This window comes from Streptomyces sp. Ru62 (assembly GCF_002920615.1).
GTDB lineage: Bacteria > Actinomycetota > Actinomycetes > Streptomycetales > Streptomycetaceae > Streptomyces.
In genome coordinates, this window is sequence record NZ_PQSU01000013.1 from 174179 (window position 1) to 187645 (window position 13467).

13 protein-coding genes are annotated in these 13467 nt (G+C 73.6%); 6 read left to right on the top strand and 7 right to left on the bottom strand.

Annotated elements, in window-relative coordinates; genetic code table 11:
• Positions 1-192: 192 nt before the first annotated feature.
• Entirely contained in the window at positions 193-1296 is a 1104-nt protein-coding gene (locus tag C3492_RS19520) for an alanine--glyoxylate aminotransferase family protein (RefSeq protein ID WP_103813018.1), read from the bottom strand.
• Positions 1297-1435: 139 nt separating this feature from the next.
• On the opposite strand from C3492_RS19520, the gene C3492_RS19525 reads away from it, so the two are divergent.
• The 5 genes from C3492_RS19525 to C3492_RS19545 all read left to right on the top strand — a co-directional run bounded on the left by C3492_RS19525 (position 1436) and on the right by C3492_RS19545 (position 6081).
• The gene (locus tag C3492_RS19525; protein ID WP_103813019.1) at positions 1436-2284 is read left to right on the top strand and encodes a transporter substrate-binding domain-containing protein; all 849 of its coding nucleotides are present in this window, start codon (positions 1436-1438) and stop codon (positions 2282-2284) included.
• The gene (locus C3492_RS19530; protein WP_103813020.1) at positions 2281-3114 is read left to right on the top strand and encodes an amino acid ABC transporter permease; all 834 of its coding nucleotides are present in this window, start codon (positions 2281-2283) and stop codon (positions 3112-3114) included. Before C3492_RS19525 ends, C3492_RS19530 begins: the two co-directional genes overlap by 4 nt.
• Positions 3111-3905, top strand: a complete 795-nt coding sequence (locus C3492_RS19535; protein WP_103813021.1) for an amino acid ABC transporter ATP-binding protein — start codon at positions 3111-3113, stop codon at positions 3903-3905. The genes C3492_RS19530 and C3492_RS19535 overlap by 4 nt, the downstream gene beginning before the upstream one ends.
• Before the next feature lie 17 nt (positions 3906-3922).
• Positions 3923-5014 carry an amidohydrolase family protein gene (locus tag C3492_RS19540; protein WP_103813022.1) on the top strand — a complete coding sequence of 364 codons (1092 nt, stop codon included), beginning with the start codon at positions 3923-3925 and terminating at the stop codon, positions 5012-5014.
• Positions 5015-5169: 155 nt separating this feature from the next.
• Entirely contained in the window at positions 5170-6081 is a 912-nt protein-coding gene (locus C3492_RS19545; RefSeq protein WP_103813023.1) for an SCO1860 family LAETG-anchored protein, read from the top strand.
• Between the two features lie 250 nt (positions 6082-6331).
• Here C3492_RS19545 and cobC read toward each other — a convergent pair whose 3' ends face one another.
• The 6 genes from cobC to cobM are packed head-to-tail and all read right to left on the bottom strand — an operon-like array spanning position 6332 to position 12649.
• A complete protein-coding gene (gene cobC / locus C3492_RS19550) occupies positions 6332-7426 on the bottom strand; it encodes an Rv2231c family pyridoxal phosphate-dependent protein CobC (RefSeq protein WP_103813024.1) in 1095 nt (364 codons plus the stop codon).
• Positions 7416-8327, bottom strand: coding sequence for a sirohydrochlorin chelatase (locus tag C3492_RS19555; RefSeq protein WP_103813025.1), 912 nt, complete (start codon positions 8325-8327; stop codon positions 7416-7418). The genes cobC and C3492_RS19555 overlap by 11 nt, the downstream gene beginning before the upstream one ends.
• Positions 8324-8914: a precorrin-8X methylmutase gene (locus C3492_RS19560; RefSeq protein ID WP_103813026.1), complete on the bottom strand. Its 591-nt coding sequence runs from the start codon at positions 8912-8914 to the stop codon at positions 8324-8326. The genes C3492_RS19555 and C3492_RS19560 overlap by 4 nt, the downstream gene beginning before the upstream one ends.
• Entirely contained in the window at positions 8911-10602 is a 1692-nt protein-coding gene (gene cobJ, locus C3492_RS19565; RefSeq protein ID WP_103813027.1) for a precorrin-3B C(17)-methyltransferase, read from the bottom strand. The genes C3492_RS19560 and cobJ overlap by 4 nt, the downstream gene beginning before the upstream one ends.
• Positions 10599-11834, bottom strand: a complete 1236-nt coding sequence (gene cbiE, locus C3492_RS19570; protein ID WP_103813028.1) for a precorrin-6y C5,15-methyltransferase (decarboxylating) subunit CbiE — start codon at positions 11832-11834, stop codon at positions 10599-10601. Before cbiE ends, cobJ begins: the two co-directional genes overlap by 4 nt.
• The gene (gene cobM / locus C3492_RS19575; RefSeq protein ID WP_103813029.1) at positions 11831-12649 is read right to left on the bottom strand and encodes a precorrin-4 C(11)-methyltransferase; all 819 of its coding nucleotides are present in this window, start codon (positions 12647-12649) and stop codon (positions 11831-11833) included. The genes cbiE and cobM overlap by 4 nt, the downstream gene beginning before the upstream one ends.
• Positions 12650-12731: 82 nt before the next feature.
• Here cobM and C3492_RS19580 point away from each other — a divergent pair, with 82 nt between their 5' ends.
• Positions 12732-13460: a ZIP family metal transporter gene (locus tag C3492_RS19580; RefSeq protein WP_103813030.1), complete on the top strand. Its 729-nt coding sequence runs from the start codon at positions 12732-12734 to the stop codon at positions 13458-13460.
• Positions 13461-13467 lie beyond the last annotated feature (7 nt).

The window sequence follows — 13467 nt, forward strand, 5'->3', positions numbered from 1 at the left end:
CCCGGAAACGTCGGGAAACCTGTCAGCAAACTCTCCTGTTTAGCCCTGCAAAAAGCGGGCAGAAGAAGACGGGAAGCTACCGTCAGGAGAATTGGCGGAGTTTGTGAAAGTAATTGGAATTCAAGATGAGAAAACGGCCCGCGCGGTGTGCGCGAGCCGTTTTCGTTGCGTTCCGGGGTGATGACCGATTGCTTATCGCCGCCAGGCGTTCTCCACGGCCCGGCGGGCCGCGGCCGGGTCCACCGGCAGTCCCTGCTCGGCGAGCGCCGCGCCCAGTGCCGCCAGGGAGTTCTGGACCGCGTCCCGCGTCGCGTCGGGGCCGTAGTGGTTGACGCGGATCATCTCCCGGGCCAGGGCGCCGCCGCCGGCCGCCAGCGGCAGCGCGGGGTCGGTCGCCAGAGCGCGGGCCACCAGGTCGGAGGCCACCGCACCGGACGGCACCCGGAGGGTCGTGGCGACCGGTGCCGCGTCCCTCTCCTCGTACACATACGGTTCCAGGCCCCCGCCGAGTGCCACCGCGCCGGCCCGTGCGGCCAGCGCCGCGCGCCGGTGCCGGGCCATCACCGACTCCAGGCCCGCCGACTCGATCCGCTCCAGGCACGCCTCCAGCGCCAGCATCTCCAGCTGCGCCGGAGCGTGCGGCAGCGCCTTGCGGCCGGCGTCGATCCAGCGCTCCTTCCAGTCCAGCAGGGACAGGTAGGAGCGGCGCGGGGCGTTCGGGTTGGCGGCCATCCGGTCCCACGCCCGCTCGCTCACCGAGATCGCCGACACGCCCGCCGGGCCGCCCATCGCCTTCTGCGCCCCGATCACGCACAGGTCCACGCCCCACGCGTCCGGCAGCACCGGCTCCGCGCCCACGGAGGCCACCGCGTCCAGGTAGAAGAGGGCGCCCCGCTCGCGCACCACCTCGCCGATCTCCGCGACCGGGTTGGTGTTGCCGGTCGCCGCCTCGGCGTGCACCAGCGACACGAAGTCGATCTCCGGGTGTTCGGCGAACGCCTCCCGGATCTGCCCGGCGGTCACCGCCGTGTGGAAGGGGACCGAGAGGTCGTGCACGGTGGCGCCGGCGTCACGCAGCCAGTTGCCGAAGGTCTGCCCGTAGGGGCCCGTGATCACGTTCAGGGCCACCGTGCCCGGACCGGCGGCCGCGCGGATCGCGCCCTCCAGCGGCAGCAGTGCCTCGCCCTGGGTGATCAGGACGTCCTGGCGGGTGTCCAGCAGCCGGGCCACCCCGTCCTCGATGGCGGCGAAGCGCTCGGCAGTCAGCGGGGGCAGGTCGAGGAAGGGGTGGGTCACGGCGGTGCTCTCTTCGTCTCTCGGGGGCCGACTCCCTCGATCTTAGGTCGGGGGGCCGCTTGGCCATGGGTTTGATTTGAGAGACTCAAACACTTCCTTATAATCGGAACCCTTAGTTCCCCGACAGGAGATCTCCCCCATGAAAACGCTCGTCGGGCGCCGGACCCGCCTTCTGGCCGCCACCACCGCGACCGCCGCACTCGTGCTCGTCGCGGCCGGCTGCTCCTCCAGCGACTCGGGGAGCGGCAAGACCACGGTCAAGGGCGTCCACCTGGTCAAGGGCGGTCAGCTGACCACCTGCACCCACCTGCCGTACCCGCCGTTCCAGTCGGAGGTGAACGGCAAGGTGCAGGGCTTCGACGTCTCCCTCATCGACCTCGTCGCCAAGGATCTCGGCGTCAAGCAGCAGATCCTCGACACGCCCTTCGAGAACTTCAAGACGGGCGCCTTCCTGAACTCGGGCGAGTGCGACCTGGCCGCCGCCGGCATGACCATCACCGCCGAGCGCAAGAAGAACGTCGACTTCTCCGACCCGTACTTCGAGGCCACCCAGGCCGTCCTCGTCGACAAGAACAGCGGGATCAACTCGCTCGCCGACGTCAAGGCCAAGGGCAAGAAGCTCGGCGCCCAGGCGCAGACCACCGGCGAGGACTACGTCAAGAGCAAGGGCTACGACCCGATCTCCTTCGAGTCCTCCGACGCCGTCCTCAACGGCCTGCGCACCGGCCAGGTCCAGGCCGTCGTCATCGACTACCCGGTCGTCCAGGGCTGGCTGAAGGACAAGGCCAACGCGGACAAGTTCAAGGTCGTGGACAACCTCAAGACCGGTGAGCAGTACGGCTTCACCGTCAAGAAGGGCAACAAGGCGCTGCTCGACGCCATCAACAAGGCGATCAGGACCGCCAAGGCCGACGGCACCTACAAGAAGATCTACGAGCAGTGGATCGGCCCGTACGAGGCCTCCGTCGCCTCTCCCGCCGCCTCATGACCGACACGGACACAGCCCTCCAGCCGAAGAAGAAGGGACTGACCCGGCGTCAGAAGCGCGGCCTGTCGCGCGGCGTCCAGTACGCCGTCTTCGCCGCCGCCGTGATCGCCTTCGCGGTCACGGCCGACTGGGGCCGGCTCCAGAACCAGTTCGCCCAGGCGGACATCGCGAAGCAGATGTTCCCGGACGTCATCACGCTGGCGCTGAAGAACACCGTGCTCTACACGCTGTCCGGCTTCGTCGTCGGACTCGTCCTGGGCATGGTCATCGCGCTGATGCGGCTGTCCTCCGTGGGCCCCTACCGCTGGCTGGCGAGCGTCTACATCGAGATCTTCCGCGGGCTGCCCGCCCTGCTGATCTTCATCTTCGTCGGTGTCGCCGTGCCCCTCGCCTTCCCCGGCACGGAGATCCCGGGCGGCACCTACGGCAAGGTCGCCCTCGCGCTCGGCCTGGTCTCGGCCGCGTACATGGCGGAGACCATCCGGGCCGGCATCCAGGCCGTGCCCAAGGGGCAGATGGAGGCGGCCCGTTCGCTCGGCTTCTCGCCCGCGAAGGCCATGGTGTCCATCATCATCCCGCAGGCCTTCCGGATCATCCTGCCGCCGCTCACCAACGAACTCGTCCTGCTGTTCAAGGACTCCTCGCTGGTGCTGTTCCTCGGTGTCACCCTGGAGGAGCGGGAACTGTCCAAGTTCGGCCGCGACCTCGCCAGCACGACCGCCAACTCCACGCCGATCCTGGTCGCGGGCCTGTGCTACCTGCTGGTCACCATCCCGCTCAGCTTCGTCGTCCGCCGTATGGAATCCAAGGCCCAGGAGGCGATCCGGTGAGCCGCCCGGAGATCGAGGTCCGCGGACTGCACAAGTCCTTCGGCGACAACGAGGTGCTGCGCGGCATCGACCTGGAGATCGGCCAGGGCGAGGTCGTCTGCGTCATCGGCCCCTCAGGATCCGGCAAGTCCACGCTGCTGCGCTGCGTGAACCTGCTGGAGGAGCCCACCAAGGGGCAGGTCTTCGTCGGCGGCACCGAGGTGACCGACCCCGACGTCGACATCGACGCCGTACGCCGCCGCATCGGCATGGTCTTCCAGCAGTTCAACCTCTTCCCGCACCTGAACGTCACCGAGAACCTCACGCTGCCGCAGCGCCGCGTCCTCGGGCGGGACAAGGAGACCGCCGCGCGCGTCGCCGCCGAGAACCTCGCCCGCGTCGGCCTCTCGGAGAAGGCGGACGCCTACCCGTCCTCCCTCTCCGGCGGCCAGCAGCAGCGCGTCGCCATCGCCCGCGCGCTCGCCATGGGCCCCGAGGTGATGCTCTTCGACGAGCCGACCTCCGCGCTCGACCCCGAGCTGGTCGGGGACGTCCTGGCCGTCATGCGCCGGCTCGCGCGGGAGGGCATGACGATGATGGTCGTCACCCACGAGATGACCTTCGCCCGCGAGGTCGCCGACCGGGTCGTCTTCATGGACGGCGGTGTGATCGTCGAGGACGGCAGCCCGGACCGGGTCATCGGCGACCCGCAGCACGAGCGCACCCGGCACTTCCTCTCCCGGCTGCTCGACCCGGCGATGGCCGAGGTCGAGGAGGAGACCTCCGACCAGGTGGGGAAGTCCGAGCCGTAGGTCGTTAAGGTGCGAGCATGAGCGATGGTGCGGTGCTGCACGTGAAGGGCCGGGTCCTGGTGGGGCCGGACGACGTCCGTGACGAGCTGTGGGTGGTCGGGGGCCGCGTCTCCTACGACCGCCCCGCCGGGGCCCGCGACATCACCACCGTCGAGGGCTGGGCGCTGCCCGGCCTGGTCGACGCCCACTGCCATGTGGGCCTGGGCGCCGAGGGTCCGGTAGACGCGGACACCGCCGAGAAGCAGGCGCTCACCGACCGCGAGACGGGCACCCTGCTGCTCCGCGACGCGGGCTCGCCCTCCGACACCCGCTGGATCGACGACCGCGAGGACCTCCCGAAGATCATCCGGGCGGGCCGGCACATCGCCCGCACCCGCCGCTACATCCGCAACTACGCCTGGGAGATCGAGCCGGACGACCTCGTCGCCCACGTCGCCCGGGAGGCCCGGCGCGGCGACGGCTGGGTCAAGCTGGTCGGCGACTGGATCGACCGCGACCTCGGCGACCTGGCCCCCTGCTGGCCCCGCGAGGCGGTGGAGGCGGCCATCGCCGAGGCGCACCGGCTCGGCGCCCGGGTCACCGCCCACTGCTTCGCCGAGAACTCCCTGCGCGACCTGGTCGAGGCGGGCATCGACTGCATCGAGCACGCCACCGGCCTCACCGAGGACCTGATCCCGCTGTTCGCCGAGCGGGGCGTCGCGATCGTCCCGACCCTCGTCAACATCGCCACCTTCCCCCGGCTCGCGGACGGCGGTGAGAAGAAGTTCCCGCGCTGGTCCGCCCATATGCGCCGGCTGCACGAGCGGCGTTACGACACCGTGCGCGGCGCCTACGACGCCGGCATCCCGGTCTTCGTCGGCACGGACGCCGGCGGCACCCTGCCGCACGGGCTGGTCGCGGAGGAGGTCGCCGAACTGGTCGCCGCCGGCATCCCGCCGGTCGACGCGCTCGCCGCCACGAGCTGGGCCGCCCGCGCCTGGCTCGGCCGGCCCGGACTGGAGGAGGGCGCCCCGGCCGACCTCGTGGTGTACGAGGCCGATCCCCGGGCGGACGTGCGGGTGCTGGCGGCACCCCGGCGGGTGCTGCTGAACGGACGGGTGGTCGAGTAGACGTTCCCGTGATCCCGCCGATTTCGCCCTGGAATCGAATCGGCGTGCGGAAAATCCACGTTTGAGTGAAGTCACCCCGGAACGCTGACCGTTCACCCACACCGGGGACAAGGTTGACGGGTCCCAAGCATGTTCCGTCTGGGGGTCCCACCGCCTTGAACAGCAACAACTTCCGCATGCCCGCACGCCGTCTCACCGTCCTCGCGACGGCCACGGCCCTCGCCTCGGCGCCCGTGGTCCTGGGGGGCGCGGGCGCCGCGCACGCGACCGGTGACCACGGCCGCGCCTCCGCCGTCGTCCTGCGCACCGGGCTCGACGTGTCCCTGCTCAACAAGACCGTGAACGTCCCGCTCGCGGTCTCCCTCAACGAGGTCCAGGCACCGCAGAGCGCCGACCGGACCGCGCTGTCCGCCCGGCTCGACGGCGTGAACGGCGGCAAGCCGTTCACCGTCCTCGGCGCGGACGTCGCCCAGGCCAGGGCCACGGTGACCGCACGGCGCGCCGAGGGCTCGGTCCGGGTCGCCCACGCCAAGCTGCACGTGCCCGGCCTGCCCCTGCTGTCCCTGATCGAGGCCGACACGATCACCGCCAAGGCGACCTGCGAGGTCGGCAAGGCACCGGTCGCCTCGGCGAACGTCCTCGGCGCCGTCACCGTCCTCGGCAAGCGCGTCACCCTCACCGCCGGCGGCCCGTCCGAGGTGAAGGTGCCCGGCGTCGGAGAGGTCCGCCTCGACCTCTCCCAGCGGAGCACCACGACCCGTACGGCCGCCGCGACCGCCCTGGAACTCAAGGTCTCGGTCAACCCCCTGAAGCTCAACGTGGCCGACGTCGAGGGCACGGTCACCCTGGCCAAGGCCACCTGCGAGTCCCCGATGGCCCCGCCCACCAAGACCCCGGTACCGAGCCACGACCCGGCCGGCGGACCCCGCCCCCAGGGCGCCCCCGCCCAAGCGGACCTCGCGGAGACCGGCGGCAGCTCGGCGACCCCGTACATCGCGGGCGGCGCACTGGCCCTGCTGCTGGCGGGCGGGGGAGCGGTGGCCCTGACCCGACGCCGCAAGAGCTGACGGGGGCGGCGGCTCGACCGGTGCCGGGAGGGGGGGGCTGCCGGGCGGCTGGTCGTGGCTGGGGGAGCACGCCGGCGGTGGCCCGGCTGGTGCCGGGGGGCGCGGTCGGTCGGTGACTGGTCGCGGGTGGCGCCGGTCACCGCCCGGCTTCGTGGCCCGGGCCGGGTGCCCCGGCCGCCCGGCGTGGCCCGGCGCACCTCCCTCGCCGCTCAACGAGGCGAGCCGGGGCGCCGGTCGGTGCCTCGGCCTGTCAGCCGGGCGGGTCGGACGGATGGGTGGGCGAATCCAGTGCCGCCGACAGCGCCCGCAGGAACCCGTTCACCGTCGCCCGGTCCCGCACGGCGACCCGCACCCACTCCTCCCCGAGCCCGGGAAACGTGTCCCCCCTCCGGACCGCATGACCGAGCTCCCGCAACCGCCGCCGTACCCCGGCGGCCCCCGGCATACGCACCAGCACGAAAGGCCCCTCCGCCGGCTCCACCACCCGCACTCCGCGAGCGGCGAACGCGGCCAGCCCGGCCACCAGGTGCGCCCGGTCCCCGGCGATGCGATGCGCCGCGTGCCCGGCCTCCGCCAGCGCCCTCGGCGCCACACACGCCTCCGCGGCCGCCAGCGCCGGGGTCGACACCGGCCACAAGGGCTGGGCCCGCTCCAGCTCGGCGATCACCTCGGGCGCGGCCAGGACGTACCCGATGCGCAGCCCGGCCAGCCCCCAGGTCTTGGTGAGGCTGCGCAGCACGACGAGCCCCGGCACACCGGTCCGCCCGGCCAGCGCCTCCCGCTCACCCGGCACCGCGTCCATGAACGCCTCGTCCACCACCAACGTCCGCCCCGGACGGGCCAGTCGGACGATCGTCTGCGCCGGATGCAGCACCGACGTCGGATTCGTGGGGTTGCCGATCACCACCAGGTCGGCGTCCTCCGGCACGGCCGCCGGGTCCAGCCGGAACCCGTCCTCCTCCCGCAGCAGCACCCGGTCCACGGTGTGCCCGGCGTCCCGCAGCGCGGCCTCCGGCTCGGTGAACTGCGGGTGCACGACGACAGGCCGGCGGACCTTCAGCGCGCGGGCGAGCAGCACGAACGCCTCCGCAGCCCCCGCCGTCAGCAGCACCCGCTCCACCGGCAGCCCGTGCCGCGCCGCCACCGCCGCCCGCGCGGCCCGCCCGTCCGGGTAGGCCGCGAGGGACGACAGCGAACCGGCGATCTCCTCCCGCAGCCACGCCGGAGGCGTGTCCGCGCGGACGTTGACGGCGAGGTCGACCAGCGCGGCCCCGTCGTCCCGCACTTCGGCGTCCCCGTGGTGCCGCAGATCGTGCCCGGACCCGCCGGTCGCCTCAGTGCGCATGGCTGTGCGAGTGCCCCCCGTGATGGTGGTGCCCGTGGTGGTGGTCGTCGTCGTCCGGGTGGAAGTGCGGCTGCTGCGGCAGCCCGACCTTGTCCTCGAAGCCCGGCAGCGCGATCCGGTACACGCACGAGTCGCAGTTCATCCGCAGATCGCCCTTGACGGCCTCCTCGTACCGCTCCATCACCAGGTCCAGCAGCTCCGGCTCGGGTCCGATGACGTCGGCCGAGCGCACCTCGGCCTCCGGGTGCGCGGCGGCCCACTCCTCGGTCTGCTGCCGCACCCGGTCCGGCAGGATGCCGGTGAAGAGGAAGTAGGGGAGTACGACGATCCGCCGCGCCCCCAGCGCCGCGCACCGGTCCAGCCCGCCCGGCACGTCCGGCGCCGCGAGCGACACGAACGCCGTCTCCACCCCGGCGTATCCCCGGCCCTCCCACAGCAGCCGCGCCGCCTTGAACACCTCGGCGTTGGCGTCGGGGTCGGTGGAGCCGCGCCCGACCAGCAGCACGGTCGTCTCCGAGCGGTCCGTGCCGTCCAGCGCCTCGTCCAGCCGCCGCTCCAGCACGTTCAGCAGCGCCGGGTGGGGGCCCAGCGGACGGCCGTAGGTGTACGAGATGCCCGGGTGGCGCTCCTTCTCACGGGCCAGCGCCGCCGGGATGTCCCCCTTGGCGTGCCCGGCGGACACCAGCATCAGCGGCACGGCGGCGAACCGGCGTACGCCCTGTTCGACCAGCTCGGTGACGGCCTCGCCCAGCGGCGGCGGGGACAGTTCGATGAAGCCGCCGGCGACGGGCAGTCCGGGGTGGCGGCGCCCCAGCTCCCGGACGAAGTCGCGGAACGCCTCGGCTCCGGCGTCGTCACGGGTGCCGTGGCCGGCGATGAGCAGGGCGGGCGGGGTGGTCACGAGGTCTCCTCGGAGTGTGGAACGGGGTGGTACAGCAGGGCGTTGAGCGCGGCGGACGCGACCGCCGACCCGCCCTTCTCGGACACGTTGCTCACGGCGGGCAGCCCGCTCATCCGCAACGCGGCCTTGGACTCGACCGCGCCGACGAAGCCGACGGGCAGTCCGATGACGAGCGCAGGGGCGGCGTCGAGGGTCAGCAGTTCCTCCAGCGCGGTCGGCGCGTTGCCGATCACCCAGAGGGCACCGGGACCGACCTGCTCGTACGCGAGCCGGATCGCGTGCGCCGACCGGGTCAGCCCCGGCCCGGCCACCGCGTCCCTCAGCCGGCAGACGGTCTCGCGCCGGGTGATCCCGGCGGCCACCATCTCGACGTCCACGACCACCGGCGCCCCGGCGTGCAGCGCCGCGTGCGCCGTCACCAACTCGCCCTCGTCCATGACGAGGTCGTTCGCGTACTCCAGGTCGGCGGCCGAGTGGATGACCCGCTCCACCACCGCCCGGGTCAGCGGCGGGAAGTGCGAGGTGTCCAGACGGGCGCGCAGCCGCCGGTAGGACTCCTGCTCGATCGGGTGGACGACGCGGTTCACTTCGGGTCCTCCTGCCAGCGGTAGCCGCGCGGCGTCACCATGCGCCCCGCGATCTCACGGGTCGCCGTGTTGCCCACGGTGACGACCGTCATCATGTCCACCGTCGTCGGGTCCAGTGCGGCGAGTGTGGTCACCCGGCCTGCCTCGTCCGGCCGGGAGGCGTTGCGTACGACGCCCACCGGCGTCGTCGGCTCCCGGTGTTCGGCGAGGATCGCGAGCGCCTTGGGAAGCTGCCAGTCACGGCCCCGGGAGCGCGGGTTGTAGAAGGTGACGACGAGGTCCGACTCGGCCGCCGCGCGCACCCGGCGCTCGATGACCTCCCACGGCGTGTGCAGGTCGGACAGGCTGATGGACACGTGATCGTGGCCCAGCGGCGCGCCCAGGACCGCCCCGGCGGCCAGCGCGGCCGTCACCCCGGGCACCCCGACCACGTCGATGTCGTCGGAGGCCTCGGCGAGCGCCGGGGAGGCCATGGCGTACACGCCCGCGTCCCCGCTGCCGATCAGCGCCACCGCGTGCCCCTCACGGGCTTCGGCGACCGCCGTCCGGGCCCGCTCCTCCTCCGCGCCGAGCCCCGACTCCAGCACCCGGGTGCCGGGCCGCAGCAGATCGCGGATCTGGTCCACGTACTGGTCGAGCCCGACCAGCACCGACGCCCGCCGCAGCTCGGCCGCCGCGCGCGGGGTGAGCAGGTCCCGGGCGCCCGGCCCGAGGCCGACGACCGCGAGCCGTCCGCGCCCCGGACGCCGTACCACCGCACAGGTCGCCATCGCCGGCTGCCCGTCGGCGCGCTCCGACTTCCGCTTGGGCACGAGGAGTTCACCGCCCCGGACCAGCGCTGCGGCCTCCGCGACCGACGGGGTGCCGACGGCCGCGAGCGGCGCGTCCGACGGGTTGGGCACCCCGACCGCCGCCAGCTCCTCGGCGGAGTACGTCACCAGGGGCACCCCGAGCCGTTCGGCGGCGGCCACGATGCCCGGCTCCTCCGCCTTGGCGTCCACGGTGGCCAGCTCGGCGACCGACCGCGGCGAGAGCCCCGCCTCCCGCAGCGCCTCCTCGACCAGACCGAGGACCTCCTCGGCCGGCGCGCCCTTCGACGCGCCGACCCCGACCACCAGCGACGGCGGCCGCAGCAGCACCTCCCGTTCGCCCGCCGCGACGGCCCGGTCGGTCACCCGGATCGTGTACGCCCCCTGGGGCGCGACCGGCAGCGGCGGCAGCGGCCACGCCACCTCCGCCTCCAGCGCGACCGGTTCGCCGTCCAGCAAGGCCCGGGAGACGGCCGCGACCGCCCCCTCGTACGGCAGGCCGAGCGTGTCCAGGCCCGGCAGTCCGGCGGCGTCCGTCGCGGTCGTCACCACCGGCTCGGCGCCCAGCACCTCGCCCACCTCGCGGGCGAGCGCGTTGGCGCCGCCGCCGTGCCCGCCGAGCAGCGACACCGCGAACCGGCCGCCCTCGTCCACGCACACCACACCCGGGTCGGCCGCCTTCCCGGCGAGCAGCGGCGCGAGCAGCCGTACCACCGCCCCGGTCGCGAGGAAGCACACCAGCTGCTCGCACTCCGCGAACGCGGCCCGTACGGCCTCCCCGACGGGACCCTCGTACACGCGCGTACGCCCCGGCCAGGCCGCGGCCAGCCGGTCCCGCGCCACCGCCCCCGCCGCGGTGGCGGAAATGAGGCCGATCACTGGACCACTCCTTCACTAGACGCCGGGGTTCTCACGCCCCACAGCAGGAACACAGGATTGGTGGCCGCCAGCCGGGTCACGTCACCCGGCAGCGGCGCGAGACGCGAGGACTGCAACAGCACCCCGTCGCAGCCGAACCCGGCCTCCGTCAGCGCCTGCCGGGCCGCCGGCACCCGGTCCAGGGCGGCCATGGCGACGACGACCGTCCGCCGGGCCCGCCGCGCGCACGCGCTCACCACGGCGGGCAGCTCCCGGCCCCCGCCGCCGACGAACACCGCGTCGGGATCGCCGGCCAGCCCCGCCAGGGCGTCCGGAGCCGAGCCGTGCACCACGTCCACGTCGACGCCGTGGGCGTCCGCGTTGGCCCGGACGCGCGCCACCCCGTCCGGGGTCTTCTCGACGGCGACGACCGCGGCACCCAGCCGCGCGCACTCCACCGCGACCGAGCCCGACCCGGCGCCCACGTCCCACACCAGGTCACCCAGGCGCGGCCCCAGCCGGGCCAGGGCCAGTGCCCGCACCTCGAACTTGGTGATCATCGAGTCCCGGTGCGCGAACGCGTCCTCCTCCAGGGCCCACCGGTCCGGCGCCCCGGGCACCCCGGCCACCGTCCGCACCGCACCGAGCGCCCGCGCCTCGTCCAGGCACAGCACCACGCTCACCGCCGTGCCCCAGTCCCGGGCCGCCGCCTCGGCGGCCGTCACCCGCTCCACGCGCTCACGCCGAGGATCGCCGAGCGCGGTCGCGACCACCAGGGTCCGGTCACCGGGGAGCGCGGCCCCCAGCTCGGCCGGACCGGCGCCCGGCCCGGTCAGCACGGCCACCTTCGGCCGCGCCCGGCACACGTTCACCGCCGTCCGCAGCTCCCGGCCGTGCGCGCTGACCACGACCGCGTCGTCCCAGGGCAGCCCGATCCGGGCGAACGCGGTGGCCACCGAGGACACCCCCGGCCGCACGTCCAGCAGCCCGGACCCGAACCGCTCGGCCAGCGCCCGCACGATCCCGAAGAACCCCGGGTCACCGGACGCCAGCACGACCACCGGCAGCTCCTTGCCGACGTACCCGGCGATGGTGTCCAGGGCGGGCGCCAGCGGACCGAGGACCACCCGCTCCGCCCCCTCGGGCAGCCGTACGGCGTCCAGGTGCCGCCGACCGCCGACGACCAGCGCGGCCCCGGCCAGCACGTCCTCGGGCACCGGCGCACCGGTCCCCGCACCGACGACCGTGATCAACTCTTCGCCCTCTGCTCGCGCAGCGCCCGCCGCGCCTCGGGGTCGGCCTTCCGGTAGCCGTGGAAGTGACCCGGGTGGTACAGGTGCGAACGCGTCCCGCGCGCGTCGAGCGCCGGGCCGACCAGGAACAGCGTGTGCTTCCAGAGCCGGTGCTCCTTGACCGTCTCCTCCAGCGTGCCGATCGTGCACTTCACGATCAGCTCCTCCGGCCAGGTCGCCTGGTGGGCGATCACCACCGGGGTGCTCGTCGGGTAGCCGCCCTCCAGCAGCTCCCGCACGAGCTGCCCGCTGCGCGCCGCCGACAGGAAGATCGCCATGGTGGTGCCGTGGCGGGCGAACTCGCGCACCTCCTCACCGGGCGGCATCGGCGTCTTGCCCCCGCCCAGCCGGGTCAGCACCACGGACTGCGCGACCTCGGGAATCGTCAGCTCGCGCTGCGCGAGCGCGGCCACGGCGGAGAAGGAGGACACGCCCGGGACGACCTCGGTCGCGATGCCGATCTCCTGACAGCGGTCCAGCTGCTCCTGGGTGCCGCCCCACAGGGCGGGGTCGCCGGAGTGGATACGGGCCACCCTGAGCCCCTCCTCGGACGCGCGTCGGTACACCGCGACGACGTCCTCCAGCGACATGGTCGCCGAGTCCAGGACCTCGGCGTCCTCGCGGGCGTGTTCCAGGACCTCCGCCTGGACCAGGCTCGCCGCCCAGATCACGACGTCGGCCTCGGCGATGGCCCGCGCGGCACGGAACGTCAGCAGGTCGGCGGCGCCGGGGCCGGCACCGACGAAGGTCACCTTGCCGGTGGGGGCATCGGCCATGGGAATCGGTCCTCTCCTACGAGTACTGCGGTTGTGGCTGTCGGACGTGCGGGAACGCGGGTCGATCCGATAGCAAGGGCGTATGGCGGTCTTCGTCGCGCTCGGCGCGTTCCTGATGACGCTGGCCGGCGGCTGGACGGCACAGCGCGTGACCGACCGCCGCCATCTGGTGCTGGGCCTGGCCGGCGGGCTGATGCTGGGCGTGGTCGGCCTGGACCTGCTGCCGGAGGCGCTCCGGGCGGCGGGCACCGAGGTCCACGGCGTCCCGGCCGCACTCCTGCTGTTCCTGGCCGGCTTCCTCCTCGCCCATCTGGTGGAACGCCTGCTGGCGGCCCGCCGCGCCGCGCACGGCGCCGCCGAACACAACCACCGGGCCCCCGAGGTGGGCCTGACGGCGGCCGCGGCGATGGTGGGCCACAGCCTGATGGACGGCGTGGCGATCGGCGCGTCGTTCCAGGTGGGCAGCGGCATGGGCACCGCGGTCGCGCTCGCCGTCATCGCCCACGACTTCGCGGACGGCTTCAACACCTTCACCCTCACCAGCCTGTACGGCAACGCCCGCCGCAAGGCCCTGGCCATGCTCTTCGCGGACGCGGTCGCACCCGTCGCCGGAGCCGCCGCGTCCGCGTTCCTCACCATCCCGGAGGGCGTCCTCGGCGGCTATCTCGGCCTGTTCGCCGGCGCACTGCTGTACCTCGCCGCGGCGGAGATCCTCCCCGAGGCCCACCATGAGCACCCCGCCCGTTCGACCCTGCTGTGCACGGTCGCGGGCGCGGCCTTCATCTGGCTGGTGGTGGGCGTCACGGGGTGACCCGGAC

Coding starts and splice junctions, on each gene's coding strand:
- cobM (WP_103813029.1), bottom strand. CDS start 12,649: ATGGCCGATGCCCCCACCGGCAAGGTGACCTTCGTCGGTGCCGGCCCC.
- C3492_RS19530 (WP_103813020.1), top strand. CDS start 2,281: ATGACCGACACGGACACAGCCCTCCAGCCGAAGAAGAAGGGACTGACC.
- C3492_RS19525 (WP_103813019.1), top strand. CDS start 1,436: ATGAAAACGCTCGTCGGGCGCCGGACCCGCCTTCTGGCCGCCACCACC.
- C3492_RS19580 (WP_103813030.1), top strand. CDS start 12,732: ATGGCGGTCTTCGTCGCGCTCGGCGCGTTCCTGATGACGCTGGCCGGC.
- C3492_RS19540 (WP_103813022.1), top strand. CDS start 3,923: ATGAGCGATGGTGCGGTGCTGCACGTGAAGGGCCGGGTCCTGGTGGGG.
- cobC (WP_103813024.1), bottom strand. CDS start 7,426: ATGCGCACTGAGGCGACCGGCGGGTCCGGGCACGATCTGCGGCACCAC.